General features: G+C 58.3%; 11 protein-coding genes and 1 pseudogene. 1 reads left to right on the top strand and 11 read right to left on the bottom strand.

Annotated elements, in window-relative coordinates:
- Window positions 1-80 precede the first annotated feature (80 nt).
- Window positions 81-1,313, bottom strand: a complete 1,233-nt coding sequence (locus FMF02_RS02175; RefSeq protein ID WP_141412054.1) for a FecR family protein — start codon at window positions 1,311-1,313, stop codon at window positions 81-83.
- 99 nt (window positions 1,314-1,412) lie between these two features.
- Here FMF02_RS02175 and FMF02_RS13985 point away from each other — a divergent pair.
- Window positions 1,413-1,670, top strand: a pseudogene (locus FMF02_RS13985) (ATPase); the annotation flags it as partial.
- A gap of 407 nt (window positions 1,671-2,077) precedes the next feature.
- On the opposite strand, the gene FMF02_RS02165 reads toward FMF02_RS13985, so the two are convergent.
- The 10 genes from FMF02_RS02165 to FMF02_RS02120 all read right to left on the bottom strand — a co-directional run bounded on the left by FMF02_RS02165 (window position 2,078) and on the right by FMF02_RS02120 (window position 23,438).
- A complete protein-coding gene (locus tag FMF02_RS02165) occupies window positions 2,078-5,188 on the bottom strand; it encodes a glycoside hydrolase family 2 TIM barrel-domain containing protein (RefSeq protein ID WP_141412053.1) in 3,111 nt (1,036 codons plus the stop codon).
- Window positions 5,189-5,341: 153 nt separating this feature from the next.
- Complete coding sequence (locus FMF02_RS02160) at window positions 5,342-7,045, bottom strand: fibrobacter succinogenes major paralogous domain-containing protein (RefSeq protein WP_141412052.1); 1,704 nt, start codon at window positions 7,043-7,045, stop codon at window positions 5,342-5,344.
- A 21-nt stretch (window positions 7,046-7,066) separates the two neighbouring features.
- Window positions 7,067-7,987, bottom strand: coding sequence for a sugar phosphate isomerase/epimerase family protein (locus FMF02_RS02155; protein WP_141412051.1), 921 nt, complete (start codon window positions 7,985-7,987; stop codon window positions 7,067-7,069).
- A 9-nt stretch (window positions 7,988-7,996) separates the two neighbouring features.
- Window positions 7,997-9,013 (bottom strand): DUF6528 family protein, encoded by a 1,017-nt coding sequence (locus tag FMF02_RS02150; RefSeq protein ID WP_141412050.1) that lies wholly within the window; start codon window positions 9,011-9,013, stop codon window positions 7,997-7,999.
- A 2-nt stretch (window positions 9,014-9,015) separates the two neighbouring features.
- A complete protein-coding gene (locus tag FMF02_RS02145) occupies window positions 9,016-10,851 on the bottom strand; it encodes a beta-N-acetylhexosaminidase (RefSeq protein WP_244611604.1) in 1,836 nt (611 codons plus the stop codon).
- A gap of 2 nt (window positions 10,852-10,853) precedes the next feature.
- Complete coding sequence (locus FMF02_RS02140) at window positions 10,854-12,425, bottom strand: RagB/SusD family nutrient uptake outer membrane protein (RefSeq protein WP_019131210.1); 1,572 nt, start codon at window positions 12,423-12,425, stop codon at window positions 10,854-10,856.
- Window positions 12,426-12,450: 25 nt separating this feature from the next.
- Window positions 12,451-15,783, bottom strand: coding sequence for a TonB-dependent receptor (locus FMF02_RS02135; RefSeq protein ID WP_141412049.1), 3,333 nt, complete (start codon window positions 15,781-15,783; stop codon window positions 12,451-12,453).
- Between the two features lie 131 nt (window positions 15,784-15,914).
- A complete protein-coding gene (locus FMF02_RS02130) occupies window positions 15,915-16,904 on the bottom strand; it encodes a FecR family protein (RefSeq protein ID WP_141412048.1) in 990 nt (329 codons plus the stop codon).
- A 119-nt stretch (window positions 16,905-17,023) separates the two neighbouring features.
- Window positions 17,024-17,611: an RNA polymerase sigma-70 factor gene (locus FMF02_RS02125; RefSeq protein ID WP_244611603.1), complete on the bottom strand. Its 588-nt coding sequence runs from the start codon at window positions 17,609-17,611 to the stop codon at window positions 17,024-17,026.
- Between the two features lie 991 nt (window positions 17,612-18,602).
- Window positions 18,603-23,438 (bottom strand): RecQ family ATP-dependent DNA helicase, encoded by a 4,836-nt coding sequence (locus tag FMF02_RS02120; protein WP_141412047.1) that lies wholly within the window; start codon window positions 23,436-23,438, stop codon window positions 18,603-18,605.
- Window positions 23,439-23,759: the final 321 nt, after the last annotated feature.

Below are 23,759 nucleotides of genomic sequence, written 5' to 3'. Positions count from 1 at the left end.
ATGAATTGAAGTTTAGAATAGGATAGTTTTTAGATTTCATTTCGTGCCGGGCGGTGTTGGAGGACGCTGCCCGGCTTTTTTCAGTTCGGCTCGTGATTTTCCATAGGCATTCGGTTTGGGTTGTCGTCGTATGTTTGCGCCGAGGAGAGCCGGAATCCCTCCTCGGATACTCGGAACCGGATCGGTGCCGTGAGCGAGAGAATCCGCAGCACCTCGCAGGGATCGTCGTTGAGTTCGAGCTTTCCCGAAATGGTCATGGCACCGACTTCGGGGGAGTAGTCGAACGTCCGGTTGTAGTATCGGGCAAGCCGTGCGAGTACGTCGGAGAGCAGCGTGTTGTCGAAGCGGTAGTATCCGTGAATCCAGCTGATGTAGTCTTCGGCGCGTACCTCGCGGATGCGGAACGTGCCGGCCGTATCGAGCGAAGCGCGCTGGTCGGGTTCGATCCGTATGCCGTGCTCGGGGGCGTCGGCCGGCGCGACGTTCACCGATCCCGAGCGGAGCACTACCTCCTGGGTTCGGTCGCGTCCGTAGGAGGAGACGTAGAACCGGGTTCCCAGCACGCGGACGTCCATCTTTCCGGTGTGTACGGTGAAGGGACGTGCGGCGTCGTGGGCTACCTCGATGTAGATTTCGCCTTCGGCGTAGATCTCGCGGCGGTCATCGTCGAATGCCGAGGGGTAGATCAGCCGCGATCCGGCATTCACCCACACGCGGGTGCCGTCGGCCAGCGTTAAGGTCGTCTGCTTGCCGTAGGGTACGAGCAGCTGGTTGAATGCGGCCACCTCCTTTTTCGTGATCGGCTTTCGGGCATCTTCGTTGATGTGGATCTCGGCGGCATCGTAGCGGATCGAGGATTTCTTCTCCTCGAGCCGCACCGTTTTCTGCTTCGAGAGAATGAGCTGCACCTCCTTTTCGGTGTATACGGGGGCCTCTGCCGTCTGGACGAACTCCCGAATGTCGGGGATTTGCTGTCCTGTCTTGCCGCGGAGGAAAAATCCGGTGACCAGCAGCACGGTGCAGGCGGCTGCACAGGCGATTCCGACGAGACGCCGCCGGACGGCCGGCGCCGCGGGACACTCCTCCGGTTCCGCGATCCGTTCCGTGAGACGGCGGTAGGCCGCTTCGGCGGCGAAGAGGGTGTCGGGCAAGTGTCTCTCGCCCCATGCGTCGTAGGCGTCGAGGTAGCTGCGGCGGTGTTCCTCCGAAAAGCGGAGCCAGTCGAGGAGTTCGGCCTGCTCGGCATCGGAGAGACGTTCGCCGTCGAGGTGGCGTGCGATCAGTCGGTCGATATGTCGGTTTTGTGCGTTCATCTATCTTATTCACGGATCGGAGGGCCGAATCCCTACCTTCCCGACCGGAAAAAGATTCCGATCCGTCCGAAACGGGAAGCCGCACCTGCCGCAACTCCCCGCCGTATCGGGAAGACGTCGCTCGTGTGGAAAGTATACGGGGACGTACCGATTCTCTATTTCTTCCGTCGTCCGTAAGTTCGGGGAGGAGGACGAGGATTACCGGCTCGAAATAGCAAGTAAGCAGGGTATTCCGACCATGGGCAGGGCTGGACGTATTGCCGAGATATTCGAGTATCTGGTGAAACTCTCTGCCCCCCCCCTCTTTTTACGTTCTTTATCGACGAGTTTCTGGAATTTTTCTGCGTGAACAAATCGGGTTACGGCGGCATCAGCATCGCGTCGGATTATGAACTTATTCCCATACAGAAAATGAGAAACGAATCACCCCGTCGCAAATGCGGCAGGAGCGAAAGCGTGAGAGTAATGCACGATTACTCTTCTTTTTCCGGACAGCCTCGATTGTCCGAAAGGGCTATGAAGAGGCCGTCTGACAAGTTTTAGACGGTATTTTTGCTTATTTGTATTCCATCGTTGATAATAGAATATTTTCCCCGATATTTTGTGTGACCCGATACGATTCGTATATCTGAATAGAGATAAGGATATGAGCGCAGGCCATTGTAGGGATGATTATAGAATGGCGGTCGTCGATTCCTTCATGTTTGCAGGATAAGAAATACGAAGGGAGGCTAAAAACGGCCTCCCTTCGTATTCTATATAGTTCATTCTCTGGCAAGAACAGGTTTTAGCATGAAGTTGAACACATAGTCCCGATACGGCATTCTGTATTGCGGGAGCGGCAGGCGTCCCCAACTGTTCACGCATCCCAGTCCGGACTGGGCGCTTTCGATATGGACGTGCGTCCGTCCGTCGGGTACGAGGTCGCCGGGATGGCGGACGTATTCGGACGATCCGTTGTCGAGCTGCGGAATGGCGTAGGGGATTGCCGAAGCTGAGAAGTGACGGTCGGAGCAGAACTCGATTCCGAATCCCGAAGCGTCGGTCAGCCGCCACCAGCGCACACCTCCGCGTGTCCCCGACTCCTGCGGACTGGCGTATTTGGGGTGGAACTGGTCGGCGACGCGCTGTGCGTAGCGGCCTACGAATGCTGCACTCGACCGGTCGGCGTAGTTCTCCATCGGGCCGCGGCCGTAGTATTCCACGGCGTCGAACATGCCCGGGGTCTCGAAGGCCATGCCGAAGCGCATCAGGTCGGCGACATCCTTGCGCGCGGGGTCGGCGGTCATCGTTTCGCCGATGCGGATCGACCCGTCGGCAGCGATAACGTAGGCGAGGCGGAGTTGGGCGCCGACGGCGGGGATCATGTAGTCTGCGACGGCTTTCGCCCCGCCGTCTCCGGACGTGAGGGTGAAGTTGACGAGCTCCGGTTCGGCCCCGGCCCACATCCGGCTGTCGGGATATTTTCCGGTCTGGCGCACGCCGAGATCGTTGTCCGTGGCCGCACGGTAGAAGCTGGGACGCAAGGGGCCTGCCAGCAGCTCGACGTCGCGCAGGCGGTAGGAGCGGATGAAACCGCTCTTCGGGTCGAACGTGACCGAGAATCCCTCGCCCGAAACGGTTTTGTCGGCGATGCGGAGCGTTCCGGCGGGAGCTGCGGCGGCGAAGCGGGCCGCAGGATCGTCCTCGCGCAATACGAGCTGGTCGGCGGCTACTTCATAAAGCGCGTCGAGCAGTCCCTGCCGTTCGCGCAACTGGTAGCGCACCGTGAGCAGCACCTCCCCGTCCAGGGCTTCGACCTGTTCGGGTTTGTAGCCCAGCGTCACGGCGGCGGTGGCCTGCGGAGCCACGTCGAGGCGTTCGACCGCGCCGCTCAACACGGGCCGTCCGTCGGAGGTGATCTCCCAGAGAAGGCGGTAGGGCGAAAGGTCGGTAAAGAAGTTTTCGTTATAGACGTTCACGATGCCTTTTTCCAAATCGCGGGCCGTGGTGTGGATCGGCCGGTGCTGGTGCTTCACTTCGTAGGCGTGGGGATGCCACGTGCGGTCGGCGGCCAGTACGCCGTTGCAGCAGAAGGTGCTGTCGGAGGCGTCGACGGCGTTGTAGTCGCCGCCGTAGCGGTAGGTCAGCCTCCCTTCGGGGTTGCGCCATGCGAGGGCCTGGTCGGCGAAGTCCCAGATAAACCCGCCCTGATATTTCGGTTCGCGACGTATCATGTCCCAATACTCCTTGAATCCGCCCAGCGAATTGCCCATGGCGTGAGCGTATTCGCATTGGATAAGCGGTTTCGCGGGATCGTCGGCGAGGTATTTCTCGCATTGGTCGTAGCTCCAATACATCGGGCAGACGATGTCGGTGTTGTAGTCCCCGTGGTAAGAGGCCTGCTCGTACTGCACCGGGCGTGACGGATCGAAGGACTTGATCCAGTCGTAGCAACGTTCGAAGTTGGGGCCGTTTCCGGCCTCGTTGCCCGTGCTCCATACGATGATCGAGGGGTGGTTGTAGTCTCGGAACACCATGCGCCGGTTACGGTCGAGGTGTGCGGCGGCAAAGGAGGGGTTACCGGCCAGATTTTTCGACTTGTCGCGGTAGTGGTAGCCGTGCGACTCGATGTTGGCTTCGTCCACGACGTAAAGCCCGTACTTGTCGCAGAGGTCGTACCACAGCGGCGTGTCGGGGTAGTGGCACGTGCGCACGGCATTTATGTTGAGCCGCTTCATTTCGCGGATGTCGCGCACCATCTCCCCGCGTGTGACATAATAACCCGTGTTGGGCTCCATTTCGTGCCGGTTGACGCCTTTGATGAGGATCGGCTTGCCGTTTACGAGCAGCTGTCCGCCGCGGATCTCGACTTTGCGGAACCCCACGCGGAAAGCTGCGGCTTCGGTCACCGAACCGTCGGCGGCGAGAGCCTCGGCCGTGAGCGTGTAGAGGTTCGGGGCCTCGGCGCTCCATTGCTTCGGGGCGGCGACCTCGAACAGCGTTTCGGCGCTGTTGCGGCGGGGACGGAGCGTGCGGGTGTCGAGCGTGCGGCCCTCGTCGTCGCGGAGCGTCAGCCGTACGCTGCCGACACCCGGCGTCGCGGTCACTTCGGCGCGCAGCGTCCCGTCGCGGTAGTCGTTCACAAGGTCGGGCGTGAGCCGCACGTCGGCCAGACGGCGTTTGTCGCGGGCGTAGAGGTAGCAGTCGCGGCCGATGCCCGAAAGACGCCAGAAGTCCTGGTCTTCGAGGTACGAACCGTCGCACCAGCGGTTGATGCGCAGCACGATCAGGTTGTCGCGGCCCGGCGTGATGTAGCGGGTGACGTCGAATTCGGCTTCGAGCTTGCTGTCCTCGCTGTACCCCACTTCACGGCCGTTGACCCAGAGCGTCACGTTCGAGGTCGCCGAGCCGATGTGGATGAATGCGTCGCGGCCTTTCCAATCGGCGGGAACCCGGACGGTGCGACGGTAGAGACCCGTGTAATTCTGCTCATGGGGAACCAGCGGAGGTTTCACCTCGAAGAATTTGTACCACGGATAGGGCTTGTTGGTGTAGACAGGGTCGCCGTAGCCGTTCAACTCCCAGATTCCCGGCACGGGCATCACGCCCCACGACGAGTCGTCGTAGCCGGTGCGGAAAAATCCTTCTGGCTCCGCACCCGGACGTTCCGCGCGCAGAAAGGCCCATTCGCCGTTGAGCGTGCGGTAGAAAGGCGAACGGGTGTAGTCGTTCTCGGGAACGGCCTCCGAGGCCGTCGGGAAGACGATGAAACTCGTGCGCATCGGAGCGCGGTTCACGGCGAAACACTCCGGATCGAGCCACCGTTCCGTGGGGGATGCTGTGGCCGACGCGGCGACAGCGAAGAGGGCAAACAACAGCAGCAGTTTTTTCATAATAAGGTTCCCGAATTAAATAAGTAGTAGAGTCAGAGAGTATCCACGAGCGGTATTCTCATGAAGATACAGTCGTCCCCGATTTATTTATTAACGAATAAAGTGCGGCCAATGTTTCACCGGAAAGGAATTTTTCCTTTCCGGTGAACTTATTTACTGAATTTTAATACAGCGAACCGCCATGGCGCAACAGGTATTATCGGCATTGGTGTTCCAACGGTAATCATAAAAGTCGAGGGCTTTCTTTTCCGTTGTCGGCGAAATAGTTGAAGACCAGAAGAACGTTACGCGCCCCGGGTAGCGCATCTTGGCGCTCCATACGCGCAGGGCCGAGCCCGGGAACATGAACGTTTGGTCGCCGACGGTGTATTTGCGTCCGTACGACTGGTCGCTGACGTTTTCCTGCGCGGTCTTGTTCGTGTCGATGTCCTTGATAAACCCGTTGATTTCGTCGAACGTCGGTACGCGGTAACCGGCCGGACACGGGTCGTTGTTGGTCTTTGTGCCGCTCGCGCCGCCCCAGTAGTCTTCGACCTCGCTGTTGGAGCCTTTCCAGCCGCCGGAGTTGTAGACCCCGTAGAAAACGGTCGGATTGGCGATGCTCATGCTCATGTCCATCTCCTTGTTCACGAACTTGAACCCTTCGCAGAGAGCGTCGTTGTAGAGGAAGAGCGCCGTGAAGCCGTTGTCTCCCGTGGTCTGGAATCCGACGCCTTCGTATTCGTCGGTGTAGTTCTTCTGGATGCGGTTGGCGCCGATGAACGGGTCTTTGCGGCCCCACTGGAAGTAGACGCCCAGCGAGCCGACCAGAGCCCCGTCGAACTCCGTGGCGCCGACGTTGCGGTCGAGGAACGTACGGCCGTTGACAGTCTGCTCGGCGGGGGCCTGGGCCATCCAGATGTGCCAGCTCCAAACGATCTCGCCAGCATCGTTTGTGAGTGCGATTCCGGCATTTCCGGCGTTCCCGCTGGTCTGGAAGACGATGCGGCCCGCCGAGAAGTGCACGCCCGATACAAGTCCGGAACCCGACGACCATACCCAGTCGGCGGCAGACCCTTGGACGGCGGTTCCGTCGGGACGTTTGGGTTCGATGCTGTACCAGCCGCCTTCGGTGACGATGTAGCAGTTTGCGACGCCCGCCGCCGAAAGATCCTTCGGGCGGATCACCTCGCTCACTTCGCCGTCGTAGAAGTCGGTGGACATGCGCACAACGGCCTGGAAGAAGCAGGGTTGGCCTGTATCGGGAATGTCGAGACTGAAAGTTTTGTTCGCTTCGTCGACTTGCGTAGCCCGTACGAACTGTACGGAGGCGACGCCATCCGCGGTCGCGGCGTAGCGGAACCCTGGCTCGACGCTCAGGTCGCGGTCGAGTTTGTAGCTGCCTTTGAGCGTGAGGACTCCTCCGGCGGCTTCGGACAGTTCGGTGGTCACTTCCGGAACGGAAGCCACTTTCACCTCGAACCAGCCGGTGACTCCGTTGTAGGTTTTGCCGTCGATGACCATGTAGGCCCGGAAATAGTGGTCGCCGTTGTCCACGTCGGAGAGCGTGAGCGAAAAACGCCCTTCTTCGTCGACCGGACAGACGCGCCGTTCGGATTTCATCATTTCGGCTGCCGTGCGGCCGTAGAGGAATCCCGCTTCGGAGACGGTACGGCCCATGGCGTTGCAGTTGCCGTTGAGCGTCGCCTTTCCCGCCGCGGCGTCGACGGAGGCTTTGCCCGTATTGACGATCGGTGATGCCTGCTGCTCTTCGTCGCCGGGATTGGGGTTGAAATATTCGTAGCCTTCGGAACAGCCTGTGCCGCACCATGCTGCGAAAATCGTCAGTACGATATGATACCAGATGTGTCGTTTCATAAAGGTTCGGATTTTGGATGGTTATTTTTCGCCTGCCCGCTGTTTTTTGTAGAGCGCGTATCGGGTAAAGAGGCTGTCCGTCGTCTGCCGCATGTATTCGACGCTTCCGCGCGGATCGTTGCGCGGCGTGACTTCGTACATGAAAGGCCCGTCGTAGCCCGACCGCATGAGTATGTCGATTACCTTCGGCCACTCGACGATGCCGCGTCCGGGCATCCAGTGGCGTTCGTCCACTCCGTCGTAGTCCGAGACGTGGATGTTGGCGATGTAGGGGGCGAAACGTTCCGCGAAGGCGTGGCTCTCTTCGCCGAGCAGATGGTTGGTGTCGTAGCAGATTTTGATGTCGGGGACGTTGGCCACGAGCCATTCGAAATCGGAGCTGCTGTTGCCCAGACACCCGCGCGGAAGATCCTCGACGGCCACCGCCGCGTTGTAGCGCTCCTTCACCAGCGGAATGAATCGCAACAGCATTTCGCGGAGGTTTTCGAGTCGCCGTGGACGCTCCTCGTCGGAGATCCGGGCTTCGCTGCTGGGGTGTACCACCACTACACGGAACTTGCCGAGGCGCGTCGCGCGGTCGAGAATCTCGATCCAGTTTTTGAACGTCGCTTCACGCCATTCGGGACGGTCGTCCGAGAGGTCGTTCGGAGCCTTGCGCGTGAAAGGGAGGTGTACCGACCACAGTTTCAGTCCGGAGCCTTTCATGGCGTTGTTGAACCGCTCGATCCAGGCGTCGTATTGCTCCTCGGTGCCGCCGGTCAGATTTCCCGTCCAGGCTTCGATCCAGCGGATGCCGTATTTGTCGTGCGCCTCCTTGTAGGCTTCGGGCGTCATCGAGCGGATGGCCCCGTAGACTGCGCCGACTTCGTTCAGCCGCTTCTGGCCGGATGCGAGGAGGGGCAGGAACAGGAGCAGGGGGAGGAATTTGAGTGCGTTTTTCATGGATGCCGGTTATTTTGCGGGTTGTACGAAATCGTGTTTTGCAGGGTAGCTGTATGGGTTGTCGAGGAACCAGCGCGCCTTGTAGATCTGCATGCCGTTCTGCTCGAAGACCGTGCGCCCTTCCGTGTCGATGACCTTCGTGTTCCACCATTCGTCCGCTTTGGGAATCAGCAGGACGGTGGGGAAACCCTCCGGCCCCGAGCTGACCGATTTGATGTCCGACTGCGAAAAGCCGACCGTCTCCATCGACAGATCGGAGCCCGAGACTTTCATCGCGTAATCGTTGTTCGTGAGCCACAGGGCGTTTTCTCCGTAGACGGGGAAGAGGTCGTGGGCCCAGTTGCCTTCGGGAATCGCGGTTTCTGACTCCTTCGTGATACGGGGATCGTTGCCGTCGCCGTTGTAGGTGAACACGCACAGCTTGTTGTCCGAGGTGGCCAGCAGGCGGCCCCGCGAATGGTCCCAGACGGCGCTGTGGCAGAAGGTCAGCGGCAGTTTCTGGACGACTTGTCCCGTACGGGCCACCGTATCGACGCGGAAGGTGCTGAGGAACCCGTCGTTGTCGGTCGACGCCACGACGAGGTTCCCGTCGGGGAAGACCTCGGCCGAGTGGGGATTGTTGCCCGCCGAAGCGTAGAACATCACCTTTTTGTCGGCGATGCGGATGATCGCTACGCCGCCGCCCGAAGCCGTGGCCAGTATGTAACGGCGGTTGTAGATGGCTTTGACCTCGCTCGGGAGCCGCATGAGCGACGTAGCGTCGGGCATGTCTGCGGCGCTTGCGGCCCGCCACTCCCAAAGGGTCTCTCGGGTATCGGCGTCGACGATGAGAATGCGTCCCTGTGCCTGTTCGGTCAGCAGCAGCGGGTGCTTGCATTCGTAGATTTTGTCGGTGTCGTCGGGGGCAGGTTCGGGTTCCTCCTCGACCGGAGGCATGGGAACCTCCGTGATCTCGATGTCTTCCTGGCAGGCGGTCAGGGAGAAGAGGCAGCCTGCGCATAAAAGGGCTATTATACGGCGTTTCATAATCATTCGGGGTTATTGGTTTGCATTCGGTTGGTGAGCACGAGCGTCGTGACGGTGCTGCGCCGCCCCGAAGGGGCGATGGTCACGCAGCGCAGCGTCCGCTGCTCGCCGCGAGGAACCGCGATGTCGAACTTCTCAGGCATCTCACGGTCGAAATCCTGCGGTACGGCGCCGTTGAGCGTGTAGCGGACTTTGCAGCCGGGAAACGGAGGCCGGATGACGAAGGAGAAACTTTCGCCTTCTGAGGTTCCGTCCTCGATGCCCAGAGGGGCGGGCAGGCGGTAAGGCTCTCCTGAGGCGTCGATCCGTGCGAGGTGGGCCGGAAGGCGCACCTCGGAGAATTCCCGCCACGACTTGCGCTCGACGGGCGACCATGCGATTTCGGCCAGCGCGTAGATGCGCGGCAGGAGCTGGAAGCTCGCGCGCCCTTCGGTTCGGATGAATTCGGTCCACAGGTTGGCCTGTACGCCCAGCAGGTAGCGCCGGTCTTCGGGTGCGATCCCTTCGTCCGGATCGTAGCCGTAGATTTTTTCCAGCGGCAGGAGGCTGCTGCTCAGACTGACGGGTTCGTCGTACGAATCGGTGGCTTTCTTGTCGAAATAGAGGTAGGTACTCGGTGTCATGATCACTTCGTGCCGGCGGCGTGCGGCGGCGATTCCGCCCCTGGTGCCGCGCCAACTCATCACCACGGCGCCGGGAGCCAGCTCTCCGTCGAGAATCTCGTCCCAGCCGATCAGCCGGCGGCCCTTGGCTTCGAGGTGACGGCCGATGCGGAGGGTCAGGTAGGTTTGCAGTCCGGCTTCGTCCTCGATCCCTTCGTCCTCCATGCGGGCCCGGCAGTCGGGGCACTCCTTCCAACGTACGCGGGGACACTCGTCGCCGCCGATGTGGATGAGCTTCGACGGGAAGAGTTCCAGCACTTCGTCCAGCATGCCTTCGAGAAATTCGAAGGTCTGCTCTTTGCCCGGGCAGAAAACATCGTCGAGGACGCCCCAGCGTCCGCTCGTCTCGAAACTTTTCGGGCCGTGGCCGCACGCTAGTTCGGGATAGGCGGCCAGGGCGGCCGTCGCGTGACCGGGCATTTCGATCTCGGGAATGACAGCGATGTGCCGTTTGGCGGCGTAGGCTACCACTTCGCGGATCTCGTCCTGCGTGTAGTACCCGCCGTAGCGGCCTTGTTCGTAGGTGATCGGGTCTTCGTGGAATCCGCCGATCTGGGTTCGGGTTCGGTAGCCGCCGATCTCGGTCAGGCGCGGGTAGCGTTTGATCTCGATACGCCAGCCCTGGTCGTCGGTCAGATGCCAGTGGAAGGTGTTGAGTTTGCACGAAGCCATCCAATCGAGGTAATGCTTGATGAACCTTACCGGAAAGAAGTGGCGGCAGACGTCGAGATGCAGGCCGCGGTAGCGGTAGCGCGGATGGTCCTCGATCGAGACGCAGGGAAGGTTGCCCCGTTCGTCGGCCAGTTGGAGGAGGGTTTGCAGGCCGTAGAAGAGACCGGCGTCGTCGCCGGCCGAGAGCTGCGCGCGGCGTGCGGAAATGTCGATTCGGTAGCCTTCGGGCGGGATTCCGGCTGCGGTGTCGCGTCGCAAAACGATGGCATTCACTCCGTTCCATGTCGACGCGGGATGGCATGGCTTGACCAGTCGTCCGGTCAGCGCAGCCAGATTTTCGGGCCGGATGTCGAAACCTTCCCATTCGACGCGGCATCCGGCCGTGACGAAGACGCCCGTACGGAGTTCGGCCTTGACGGGCTGGGGAATGATTTGCAGTTGTCGGGTCGAGGCCGAAACTCCTGACACGATGCAGAGTGCGATTAGCGTGAGTATTCGTTTCATTGTCAATAATTGGGGTTATTGGGCAGCAGGTTGCGGTTCAAGTCGATTTCGCCCTGCGGAACCGGCCACCAATAGTCGCGCGAGGGCTCGAAACTGCGTACCAGAATGACATCGTTGTTGAACTTGCGGATCGGGCCGTTGTTGACGTTTTCGGCCTCGCGCCAGCGGCGCAGGTCGTTGTAATAGTAGCCTTCGCCGACGAACTCCGCGCGGCGTTCGTAGCGGATGACGGCGCGCAGTTTCTCCTGATCCTTGCCGGGGAATTCGAGCGCCGACTCGGCTGTGAATCCTGCCCGGGTGCGGATCGGGCGCACCGTTTCGTTCCATACCGTCTCGTCCAGCTCGTTCAATTCGTTTTTGGCTTCGGCGTACATCAGCAGGATGTCGGCGTAGCGCAGGATCATGTAGTCGATAGGCGATTCGGTGTCGCCGATGCTTTTCTCGGCGGCCGTAGGCGTGTGTTCGTCGTAGACCGTGTACTTTTTGATCGTGCATCCGGTTTGCTGGAACTGCGTCGCCGTGACCGTCGAGCCCATGAACTTGCAGCCCGGGTAGACGATCGTGGCGCCGAAGCGCGGGTCGATTTTCGAGGGATCGAGCCGCTGTTCACCGGGAGTGCGGGCATTGCCGTCGCGGTCGCAGTAGAAGTCGATGAGGTCGCGCAGCGGCGCCATCGTCCCGTATTGGCGGGCAATCAGTTCGAACGAGAGCCCCAGCTTGTTCTGGTTCATGCACTGTACGCTGAAAATACATTCGGAACTGTTCTCTCCGCTTTCGAGGAAGAGATTGCGGTAGGCCGAACCGATCTGGCCCGGGGCGGTGAAGAGTTCGTAATCCGAATCGCAGTCCATCACGGCGCGGGCCGCGTCGGCGGCGTCACGCCACTTCTGGTCGTCGTGGCCGGGGTTGAGCAGCGGGCTGGCCTCGAAGAGCAGGATGCGGGCTTTGAGGGCCAGTGCCGCGCCTGACGTCGGGCGTCCCGGTTCGGCCTTCGGAGGCAGGACCTTCGAAAGCTGTTCCAGTTCGCCGAGCATGAAGGAGACCACCTCTGTGCGCGGGGTGCGCGGCAGGGATTTGTGCTCCATGGCGGGGGTCGTGGTAATCAGTGGACAGTCGCCGTAGTAGGTCGTCAGCATGTAGTAGAACAGTACGCGGAGGAAGCGCGCCTGATTTTTGTACTCCTCGATGACGCTCTTGTCCAGCTCGCGGTTGAGGTCGATGTTGTCCAGCAGCGTATTACAGCGTCCGATGCCTTTGTAGGCGTGGCTCCAGCGGTTGGCGATGATGCCTCCCGAAGTGGCCGTCTGCGCACCGTTGGCGATAGTCGTCCAGGAGTCGTCGTTGCTGAAATTATAGCCGTTGGGCGTGGCGTCGTCTTCCCAGTAGACGGCGGCGCGGCCGTAGATGCCGTTTTCGAGCAGGGCGTTGTAGCACCCCGTCAGGCCGCCCTCCGCGGCTTTGGCGCTGTACCAGAAGGTTTGCTGGTCGTAGCGGTCCTGCGGTTCGATGTCCAGGTCGCAGCCGGTGCAGAAGGCTCCGAGCAGAACCGGTATGATGATTTGAATGCGTTTCATGGTTGATCGGTTTTTGTAAGATCGGTTATAGGGTGAGGTTGATGCCGAAGCTGATGGTTTTCAGGATCGGGTAGGAGAACAAGTTGACCTGCGAGATCGAAATTTCGGGGTCCCAGATCTTGAAGTCCGAGAAGGTGACGAGGTTCTGACCGCTGACGTAGACCTGCAAGCCCTTGATACCGATGCGTCCGACGAGCTGCTTGGGAAAAGTGTAGCTCAGTTGGATGTTTTTCAGACGCAGGTAGGAGGCGTCCTGAAGCCATAGCGTCGAATTCTGGAAGTTCTCGCCCGCTTCGGGGTAGGTCGTCAGCAGCGGATATTCGGTATTGCGGTTGGTGGCGCTCCACGAATCCCTCACCCATTGTTTGGTCAGACCTGCGCCGTTGTAGAGGCCGAAGGCCATGTTGCTCGACGGGTAGACCGACACGTCGCCGACGCCCTGGAACTGCGCTTCGACGGCGAAGCCCTTCCATCCGAAGTTGAGGTTGAAGCCGTAGGCGAACCGAGGTATCGTGTTGCCGGCGATGACGCGGTCGTTGCCGTCGATGGTGTTGTCGTTGTTCTGGTTGACGTATTTCACGTAGCCGGGGCGCAGGTTGGCGCGGTTGCCGTAGACGGCCTGCGCGTTGTCGATCTCCGACTGGTTCTGGAAGACGCCGTCGGTTTCGAGCAGGTACCACGAATTGATCGGATACCCCTCCTTGCAGATCAGCCGGCCGTTGATTTCGGTCTCGCCGTTGAGATCCACGATTTCGTTGCGCGTGTAGGAGAAGTTGCCCGAGATGCCTGCCGAGAAGTCGCCCCACGAGTCGCGCAGCGTGAGCGAGAGCTCGATGCCTTTGTTGTCCACCACGCCCACGTTGCTCTTCGGGCCGCTCAGATCGCCGACCTGCGAGGGCAGGTTGACCGTGCGCAGGATGCCTTCGGTGCGTTTGAGGAACCAGTCGGCCGAGAATAGAACGCGGTTGCCGAAGGCCGAAAAGTCGATTCCGGCATCGTAGGAGGTCGTTTCCTCCCAGGTGATCGTGTTGTCGGCAAGAGCGGAGATGGCTGCGCCGCCGTATTTCGTGCCGTCGAAGCTGTAATCGTAGCCCGACGTGTTGACCGAGCTCAGGTAACTGTATAGCGAGACGGCCTGGTTGCCCATCTTACCCCACGAGAAACGCGGTTTGAGCTGGTCGATGAACTCCGCGTTCTTCATGAAGTTCTCCTGGTCGATGCGCCATGCCAGCGAGACCGAGGGGAAGAAGGCCCAACGGTGGTCGGGGGCCAGACGCGACGAACCGTCGTAGCGGAAGACGGCGCTCACGAGGTAACGCTGCTTGTAGTCGTAGGAGAGACGTCCGAAAACCGAGACCAGCTTTTCGCGCGAGGAGGCGCCGGTGGCCTGAGCGTTGACCTGTCCCGAAGCGGAGTTGAGATCGGTGTGGTAGTTGTCGTAGAATCCCTCCTTGTAGGCTTGGAAATTGTCGTTGTAGAACTCCTGATAGTCCTGGCCCACCATGACGCCGATGTGGTGTTCGTCGCGGAAGTTCCCTTCCCAGCCCAGCGTCTGGGTGAAGAAACTGCCCGTCGCCCAGGCATCCCAGTCCTTGACGCGCGGCACCGCCGAGTTGTAGTTGCGGACCTCTTCGGTCTTGGGATTCATGGTGTACATGGCCGGAACGTGGTCTTTGCTGCGGGTGTCGCGTTTGCGGAAGCTGAAATTGGCGTCGTAGGTGATGCCGTAAGGGAGCGTCAGCTTCACGAACGCCTTGGCCAGCAGCTGTTGTACGCGGCGGTCGATCGAACCCTGCTCGATGATCATGCGGGGATTCTCGTAATTGCCGCGGCCCGGGGTGGCGATCCAACTCGACCCGTAGATGCCGTTTTTATGGTAGTCGGACATGATCGGAATGGCACGCATCATGGCGTCCATTACCTTGTTCGTGCCGTATCCCGGCTCCGTGTAGTGACGCATGTTTCCGTAGAGCGATCCGCCGACCTTGATGTATTTGTTGAGCTGGATGCCGAGTTTCAGGTCCATCGAAATCCGGTCGGCCCAGTCGTTGGCGATGAATACGCCGTCCTGCTTCATGTAGCCTACGGCCATGCTGTAATCGAGCCGTTCGGTTCCGCCCGAGATGCGCAGATCGTGTTGGTGGACGAAGGCCGGTTTGAGGCAAATGTCGAACCAGTTGGTCGCAGGGTAGACGTCGGGATTGGTTTTCATGCCCTCCTGATACTCCTTGATGACGGCTTCGGAATAGGAGACTCCCGAGGGCGCCTTGCCCGAATTGATTTCTGCCTGATTGCGCAAACGCATGTAGAGGATCGGATCGTCGATCGGGTCGGGGAGGTAGGTGGCGTATTGTACGCCGAAATTGGCCCGATAGTTGATTACCGGAGCGCCTTTGACGCCCTTTTTCGTGGTGATGAGAATCACGCCGTTCGAGGCTTTCGAACCGTAGATGGCCGCCGAAGCGTCTTTCAGCACGGAGATCGATTCGATGTCGGCCGGATTGATTTCGTTGATGTCGTATTCCACGCCGTCGAGCAGCACGAGCGGATTGGCGCTGCTGAGCGTATTGACGCCGCGGATGCGGATCGTGCCTCCGTCGGCGCCGGGTTTGGCGTTGTTCTGGTTGATCCACACGCCCGGGGTGTTGTACATCGCCTGCGCGGTGTTGGTGATGGGTTGGTTGGCCTTTTCCCGCATATCGATCGTGGCGACCGAGCCGGTGAGATTCACGCGCTTGACCGTGCCGTAGCCTACGACCACGACGTCTTCGAGAACGGTAGCCTCTTCCAGACGGACCTCTTCGGCGTTCGATGCCGGAAGTACTTTGGTCTTGAACCCGATATAGTTGAAGGTCAGCTCCTCCGTCAGGGCGGAAACCGTCAGTTCGAAGCGCCCGTCGGAGTCTGTCACCGTGCCTTGGAGCGTGCGCATGTTGACGACAGTGGCGCCTACGATCGGGCCCCCTTTCGAATCGATGACCCGTCCTTGGATTTTCAGCGGTTTGTCGGGTTTCGGCGCATCCTCTTTTTTCGAAATAAGCACCTGTTTGTCGACGATCCGGTAGGCGTAGGGCGTACCGGCGAACACACGGTTGAGCACTTCCGGGATTGGAGCGTCGCGTTTCGATACGGTGATGCGCAGCGTGGGATCGATCAGATTGTTGTTGTAGAAAAAGGAGAGTTCGCTTTGCGCTTCGATGGCTTTGAGCACGTCGAGGATCGGAGCGTCCGTCATTTCGACGGTCAACCTCTTCCTCTCCTGTGCATGAAGCGTTGCGGGGATGCCGTTTGCTGCAAGGAGCGACATGCAGCAAAACAGGATCCAGAGGCTTTTCCGGATGTTGTAAAGGTTTTTCATAAGGTTTTTTAGAATTAGGTTTGGGTCGGTGCGGTGCGGAGTCCGGCCGCCGTGCGGCCGGAATGTTCGGCGGAGCCGTTATCCGTATCTTCGGTTCTTCTTCATGAGGCGGGTCGTTTCGGGTTCTTTTTTTATTTTTCGTAGATGCGCACGTACATACCGTCGCGTCGGTAGAAGAGCGGTGTCTGGTCGGTCGAGGATTGGAGAAGCTGCAAGGTGCGGTCGAGTGTCTCGTCGCTCAGCGAGAACGTGTAGTGGTAGCGTGTCGCGATCTCTTCGGGACAGTCGATATGGCAGTTGTACCATCTTTCGAGGCGCGGCAGGATGACCGACAGGGGTTGGTTCTCGAAACTCAATGACATGCGCTCGTGCCAAAGCGTGTAGCGTTGGGCGTCTACCCGGCTGACGATCACTTTGCGTGTGTCGGCGGAGTAGGTGAATTTCTGGTCGGGCGAGAGCGTGAAGGTCTGTTTCGTTACTCCGGGGAGGGATACACGTACGCTGCCGTTGCGCAAGATGGCCTCCACGTGCCGGCCCCCGAGATCGGAAAAGACTTCGAAAGCCGTTCCCAGAGCCGTGACGTCGATGCCATTGCTGCTCACGACGAACGGTCGGGAGGGATCTTCCGCCACCTCGAAGAACCCCTGGCCGTTGAGCTCCACCCGTCGTTCCCTGCCCGAAAAATCCGCGGCGTACCGGCACGAGGAGTTGGCTCCGAGCCAGAGGGTCGAACCGTCGGGCAGCGCTACCTGTTCGGTGCTTTGGTTCCCGCTGTACAGGGTGTGGATGATTTCCGGAGCGGGACGCCACAGCAGGTTGACGAGGGTGAGTCCTGCACCTATGGCCAGCATGATTGAAGCGGCGGCGCCGTAGCTCCGGCTAAGCCATGCGGTGCGTACCCCTCCCCTCCGCCGGATTTTTTCATGCGGCATCGTGCGGGCGACGATGCGTTCCCAGATACGGCTTTCGCGCAGGAGGTCGTCTTCGGCCGGTTTTGCGCAACGATCCCATTCGCGCTGCATGTATTGCGTGACGTCGTGCCGCTGCCAGAGTTCCGGCATCTCTTTCTGCGGGAGTTTGCCGGCGAGCAGTTTGCGGACGAGCGTTTTTATATCTGTCATTTCGTGTTTTTTGCGGTATCCGTAATAAATACCCGGCACGGCACCAGATACCCTTAGTGCGTGCGGTAATTTTTTGTGATTTTCGGAAAAAAACGCTCCGATTCCGGTCGGAATGTCGTTTAGCAGACCGGTCCGTCGTTGAAAAGCGCGAGCCAGAGCAGCAGCGCGAGGTTGTCGCGCAGGAAACGCAGCGCTTCGTGCATGTGCGCTTCGACGGTTTTTTGCGAAAGGTTCAGTTCTTCTGCGATCTCCCGGTAGCTCTTGTGCTCGCGGCGGCTCATGTTGAAGACTTGCCGCTGACGGGCGGGCATCAGGTCGATCAGTCGGTCGATGTATTCCGCAAGGTCGCGGGCGCTCACTTCGGATTCGATGTCGTCGGATGATTCGAGGGCTGCGAGGACGGATACCTTGAAACTCAACGGGTTGATCTGTTTATGAAAGCGGTTGAAGATCAGATTGCGCGTGATGATGAAAAGCAGTCCCGAAAAATTGCCGTCGGGGTGGATGCGTTCGTGAATCTGCCACAAACGGATGAACACCTCCTGTACGACGTCCTCCGCATCCTCGTCGTTTTTCAGGTAGAGGCGGCTGAAACGGAAAACCTGATTCCAGTGGGTGCGATAGAGACTGGCGAATGCTTTGGCATCGCCTTGCCGGAAGCGGTCGAGCATCTGTTCTGTCGGATTCTGAAAGGGTCGCTTTTCCATCGGATGACATGCGGGAGATACGGCGCTTTTCCGGACGGTTAGGGCCGGATCGGTCGATGTTCCCTTGAATGAAATAAGTATTTTAGGCAAAAATATCAAATTATTTGTAATTTACAGGCGATGACGAGTTTTTTTAATGAGCTTGTGATTTGTCATTCGCCGCGTGCTTTTTTCAGCCCGAAAGGTCGATGAGCTTCGCCCGAGCGCCGAAAGATGTGCATTGTGGAATTTTCGACGCTTTTCCGATATTGACGTGTATCCGGAGAAGAAAGATGAGGTCGCTTCTGTGCGGAGGAGTCTTGCCTTGGGATTTTGATCGGAAGTCTTGGTGCGTACGGATGTATACGGCTTATATGAAAGGTTTGGCGGACTACGCCAAAAGAGGCGTATGGAGATGTCCCGATTAAAAAGTCGGTATGCTCATTTTCGAAATAGCGCGCCGGCAGAATCGTATCGTTTTTATCCGAGCCGTATTTCGGAGATGCCTGCGGTTTTTCCGGTTAGACGGCGATGCGGATGTGCCCCCCCCTCTCCTGAACTCGCGCAGCCCAGCGACCATACCGCCGTACCCGGCTCGCTGACGTTCTCGCTCGGAAAGCTCGCACCTCAGAACGCGGCTGCCCAACGGCCCGGTTCTAACCAACCAAGTTTCATTCGCGAGCTTGAATAGATGTCATGCGTAATCGCATCGATTAGCTCCGAAGATATGGGTCACCTTATGAAAAACATTATACCATCCGATATTTGGATAGTCATCTTTCCTATGACTTTGATAAGTTTTCGCGGTATTGATGAATTTTGTCTGCTTGCTGATATACTATTGTGTTGTTATTGATTATCAATAGCTTACGACTTAAAAGATGGAATTTTCAAAAATTTACTCGTTTTTTTGTAAAAAAATCAAAAAAAATAACTTTTTCATCGCCTCTCTAAACAGTGGGGAAAAGGTAAACTCCGTCTTCTGGAACCCCGACTTTTGTTGGATCTTCAATCAAAGGGTGAGGGTAAGATCGGCCAGCAGAACAGCTGTCTCCGGCTCCTCTTTCGGGGCATCCTTGGGTTTCCAGGCCACGATGAAGCTAACGGTCGCGGATTTGACCCGGTAGCCTTTTGTAAACCAATCGGTAAGTGTTTTCTGCATTCGGGTCGAGAGTTTGGCTACGGGGAGGCCTGTTTTCTCGGTATAGAACGTGAAGTCGTGGTATTGCAGCGAATCACCGCTCTGCAGTGCTAGTACTTCGCGTTTGATCCCCTTGAAGAACTCCAGATAGACGTCCCGGTGGGAGAGTTGCAGGACGATCTCTTCGGGTAGGGTATAGCTCCGATCGTCGTGATCGTGACGGTCTGCCGTCAGACGGTCAAAACAGTGTCCGTTGGTATGGATGAACAGCCGGTTCTTGGCACGGGTGATCCCCACGTAGTAGCGGCGCATCAGCTCCGCATTCTTGGTGTAGTTGTCAGTCAGAAGCATGTAGACATCGTCGAACTCGCGCCCTTTGGCCTTGTGGATGGTCGATACCACCACCTCGGAGCCCGAAACATCGCAGAAATCCTCCATTGATGATTCGAAGACGAACTCCTTGAAATCGCTGATGTATTTCGTCTGGTTGAGATGCTCGAACTGTTCGAAGCAGCGCTTCACAAGTTCCAGATTCTGACTTCGCCCGTAGGTATTGCTCGTGGCACGCCTCGCCTCCTCCCAGAGTTCGCCCGAAATCACGGGCGTCGTCACTCGCTTGTCTAGGTATCGGAGGAAATAACGTATCTCGGAGAGGTTCCAGAAGCGGAAGCCGTCCATCGACTGGATCAGTTTGCACGGAACGCCCTCCTTGCGCAGAAGTCCGGTCAGGATGACCGCCTCCTCATTCGTCTGGGTAAGGATACACGAGGTGCCCGCATGGCGATGGCAGCGCAACTCGTCGACCAGCGGCTGATACATGATCTCCGACGTGTGGTGAGTGACGCTGACCCACCCCTCTTCGCTGCGCATCGATTTAATCGGCGTGTGCTTCATGCGCTTGGAAATCGATCGTACAAATTCGTTGGCAAAGGTGACAGGATGGCGGGCACTGCGGAAATTGTCGGTCATCTCGATGAAGCGCGCCTTGGGGCGCTGAGCCAACTGGAACATGTAGTCTGAGTCGGATCCCCGGAATTCGTAGATGTTCTGGTCGTCGTCACCCACGGCGATGACGCGCATCTCCTCGTTGTGGGTCATCAGCGCCGTTACGAGGGCATACTCGTCGTCGGCCATGTCCTGTGCTTCGTCGATGACGAGCACCGTCTTGCCGATCTTGTTGGGTTCGACCTCCCCCTGTTCGATCATTCGGGCAGCCCGGGAGACAATGTCCTGGGCATCTTCAAGGTTGCCGATACGCCCCAGCAGGTCGAAACAATAGGAGTGGAAGGTCTTGATCTCGACAAAATGGGCTGCATTGCCGATCAGCACCATTAGTCGTTGTTTGAATTCTGTGGCCGCCGCGCGCGAGAAAGTGAGCATCAGCAGCTGTTCATGCTTGACATCTTCGAGCAGAAGCAGCGATGTCAGTTTGTGGACCAGTACTCGGGTTTTACCGCTGCCGGGTCCGGCCGCAACCACGATGCAGTGGGACTCTTTGTCGGAGATGATCTCCATCTGTCGCGGGGAGAGCGACCCGAAGAGCTGCTCGTATTTCTTGGGCGTCAGGTTGCGCTGGATCTCGTTGATGCGTTCGCCGCGGAAGTATTTTGCGATGAAACGCCGGTAGTCCATCTGGAAATAGTCCTGCACGAACTGCAGCGCCGCATTGTAGTCCTTGACCATCAGATTAGCATACTCGCCCACGATGTGGACCTGCTGGATCTTCTGTTTGTAGAAGGCGTTGAGTAACCGGTAGTCGTCGACCTTGTAGCGCGACTTGTTGTCCTTGATCCTGCGGATGTCCATCGCGTTGTAGAGGACCAGAAATCCCCCTTCGAGCTTCAGTGCCCCGATCTTCGAGAGATAGAGGAGTGCCTCCTCGACCTCGCCCAGCTGCAGGTCGTTCCGTTCAAAGAGCATCGTCCGGTTGTCGGCCTTGAATTGATTCAATAACTCGACGATCGAGAACTGCACGGCATTGTCTGCGACGGTGTGTTCCTGCCCGGTGGCGTTGGGTTGCATGAGCGTACGCGTCAGCTCGGCGGCCTGACGGTAGAGCCATCCGATGGCGAAGCGGCAGATTTCGGCCCGTTTATCGAACCGGGCCTCCGTTGATTGCTGGTCGGTTTGTTGCCGAAGTTGCAGGTTGTGGTCTGCATCCTCCTGTTTGCGGAGGTATCCCTTGACCGTAAGGAAATAGAGCAGAGTCCGGATATCCTTCTCTTTTGAGGTGCCGATTCCCTCCTGGATGGCATCCTCGTTCAGCTGCTTGCAGGAGATGCAGAGCCCCTCCTCCGGGATGCGGTGGAGCAGGTAGCGTTCGAGCTGGATGAAGCGTTCGAGCAGCTGCTGCGACTTGCGCTCCGAATCCCCTGTTCCGAGCAGATAGGCCGACAGATCCTTGCTATCGGCCAGAATCCCCTCTTGGCGCATGCGCTCCACGGCGGAGATAACCTCGCGCTTGCTCATGCCCAGAATGTCGGCTAGGTAGTCGATTCGCGATTCGGCCTCCGAGTCCTGCGCCTTAGCGATATACTTTTTCGAGATGAGTGACTTGATGATGCGGACCGCCTGTTCGGTCTCCTTGCTGTCGAACAGCGGTGAGGCCGTCAGCCGTCGGCGGGCTTCGTCGAGATTCCGCACGGTGATGCCCGTGGCGTAGACGTGGGGAACGTTGTTACCCCGTTCGAGGTAGCCGGCCTGTTCAAGTGCTGCGAGTGCGGTTCGTACCCGGGTCTCGATGTCGGAGCCCGAACCGTCCCAACCGGCCTGACGCGCAATCTCCAGTGCCGACGAATTGACCCGCATGCGCTGGCGCGTGAGTTCCTTCACGGCCTTCCATACCTGCTGGATCTCACCGATGCTCAGCTTCGTCTGGTTCAGCAGGATGAAGTGCTTGTCCAGATCGCTGTCGCCGTAGAGGACGTAGCAGCGGGCATGCAGATGGGGGTTGCGGCCGGCGCGCCCCGCCTCCTGTACGTAGTTCTCCAGCGAATCGGAGATGTCGTAATGAATCACCAGCCCCACGTCGCTCTTGTCCACACCCATGCCGAAGGCCGACGTGGCGACGATGATGCGTACATGGTCGTTCATGAAGGCCTCCTGGTTGGTGATCTTCTCGTCAGAATCCATCTTGCCGTTGAAGGGAAGGGCCCGGAAGCCGTCGTGGGTGAGGCGTGACGCCAACTCCCGGGTTCGACGAGTTCGCGAAACATAGACGATGGTCGGACATTGTGAGTCGGCAATGAGTTCGCGCAGCCGCTGGTATTTCTCTTCGTCGTTGTCGACGTGCAGCACCGAGTAGCTCAGGTTTGTACGTGTGGCTTTCGAGGCGAAGAGTTCCAGATTCAGATCCAACGTCTGTTTGAAGTAGTCGCGGATGTCCTGGATCACCTTCTGTTTGGCCGTGGCCGTGAAGCAGGAGACCGGGATCGGGAGTTTGCTTCCCTTTTTCTGCTGGTATTTGCGAATGAAGTGGCCGATATAGAGGTAGTCGACCCGGAAATCCTGTCCCCACGACGAGAAGCAGTGGGCCTCGTCGATGACGAAGCGGACGACGTTGCGGGCAAGGAGAATGCGTTCGATCGTTGCCGAGCGGAGCATCTCGGGCGAGATGTAGAGTAGCGCAGCAGTTCCGTCCTGCACTTTCTCGATGGCCAGTGCCCGTGTGATAGGGTCCAGCATGCCGTTGATGGTGACGGCCTCGGTGATGCCCCGTTCGGCGAGGTTGTCCACCTGATCCTTCATCAGCGACTGCAAGGGCGAAATTACTACTGTCAGTCCGTGGACAGATAGTCCCGCCATGAGTGCCGGCAGTTGAAAGGTGAGCGACTTTCCACCGCCGGTAGGGAAGATTGCCAACAGTGAGCGTCCCTCGACGGCCGCCTGTGCCGCCCGTTCCTGGAGTGGTTCACCTTCGTAGGTACGGAAGGCATTATAACCGAACAGCGACTTGAGGCTACGGTGGACGTCGAGCTGGGAGTTGCAGTAGGTACAGCCTGCTAGGCAGGGGGTGTGCCGCAGCTTTTTGATGATGAATTCCACGCTCGGATAGTTGTGCAGTACCCATCCCGGCGTGATGGAGCGATGATCGGTCGTGTCGATTAGCGCCAATGCGTAGGCCAGTTCACAGGGGTAGTGTTCGATCAACGGTTCGAGTTCGACGTTCTGGCAGATGCGGCCTCGGTAGACGGTTGCGATTTGTTCGCGCAGGTCGCAATTTTTCAAGCCGGCTCCCATCAGATCGAGAAATCCGTCGAACTCCGGCTGATTCCTCAGCAGTGCGGTGAAGAGCCTCCGTTTCTGTTCGGGCCATGCATCCCAGCGGGCCATCTCGTCCAGAAGCAGATCACGGGCCTTTTCACAGTCGTTGACCGGGTTGTTCATTTGGTCGCTGAGCAACTTATCATCCTTTACGAGCCGGTGATAGGGACGTTCAGGAAAGAGCAGGGGCGAGAGGTAGAGCGTGTCGACCAGCCGCCAAGGAATTTGTCGATCCTCAAAGAGGTATTTGGCATCGTGGTGGATGATGTTGTGACCACAGAGATACTCCACACGCTCGAGGAAGGGTAGCAGCTCTTCTGTCGAGGCTTTATGGAAGATGGCCCCGTCGTAGCGGAGTGCCCCAATGTCGTGAATCCGGTGGTCGGTCAGTCCGATCTCAACGTCCACAATCGCATAACACAACGGTCCATACCGAAAGGGCATGAGGCTACGGATTGGATTCGATGCCTCATTGGAATCCGTTTTGGACAGGCTGTTCGATATGGGGTTCTCCTGCATGGAATTAGGAGTAATTTACAGTTTATTTTACAAATATAGAATTTTTTTTTGTTTATGCATTGTGTATTACACTATCCTGTTTGATTGTATTCTTAATTAAGTTTGTAGTCAGATCTTATCTAACTTTAACATTATGGATGCAACCTTTTCATCGGCTCCATCCAAACAGAGGGAAAAACATCCTTGTAGACCTCGATACATTCCGTTCAGGGCGGGTTTATTTCGCCAGAATATACTATAAAATTG

The organism is Alistipes communis (assembly GCF_006542665.1).
Taxonomy (GTDB): Bacteria; Bacteroidota; Bacteroidia; order Bacteroidales; family Rikenellaceae; genus Alistipes; species Alistipes communis.
The sequence above is the reverse complement of the archived record's forward strand: the minus strand, read 5'-3'. Positions and strand labels throughout refer to the sequence as shown.

Coding starts and splice junctions, on each gene's coding strand:
- FMF02_RS02155 (WP_141412051.1), bottom strand. CDS start 7,987: ATGAAAAACGCACTCAAATTCCTCCCCCTGCTCCTGTTCCTGCCCCTC.
- FMF02_RS02140 (WP_019131210.1), bottom strand. CDS start 12,425: ATGAAACGCATTCAAATCATCATACCGGTTCTGCTCGGAGCCTTCTGC.
- FMF02_RS02160 (WP_141412052.1), bottom strand. CDS start 7,045: ATGAAACGACACATCTGGTATCATATCGTACTGACGATTTTCGCAGCA.
- FMF02_RS02175 (WP_141412054.1), bottom strand. CDS start 1,313: ATGAACGCACAAAACCGACATATCGACCGACTGATCGCACGCCACCTC.
- FMF02_RS02125 (WP_244611603.1), bottom strand. CDS start 17,611: ATGGAAAAGCGACCCTTTCAGAATCCGACAGAACAGATGCTCGACCGC.
- FMF02_RS02150 (WP_141412050.1), bottom strand. CDS start 9,013: ATGAAACGCCGTATAATAGCCCTTTTATGCGCAGGCTGCCTCTTCTCC.
- FMF02_RS02135 (WP_141412049.1), bottom strand. CDS start 15,783: ATGAAAAACCTTTACAACATCCGGAAAAGCCTCTGGATCCTGTTTTGC.
- FMF02_RS02145 (WP_244611604.1), bottom strand. CDS start 10,851: ATGAAACGAATACTCACGCTAATCGCACTCTGCATCGTGTCAGGAGTT.
- FMF02_RS02120 (WP_141412047.1), bottom strand. CDS start 23,438: ATGCCCTTTCGGTATGGACCGTTGTGTTATGCGATTGTGGACGTTGAG.
- FMF02_RS02130 (WP_141412048.1), bottom strand. CDS start 16,904: ATGACAGATATAAAAACGCTCGTCCGCAAACTGCTCGCCGGCAAACTC.
- FMF02_RS02165 (WP_141412053.1), bottom strand. CDS start 5,188: ATGAAAAAACTGCTGCTGTTGTTTGCCCTCTTCGCTGTCGCCGCGTCG.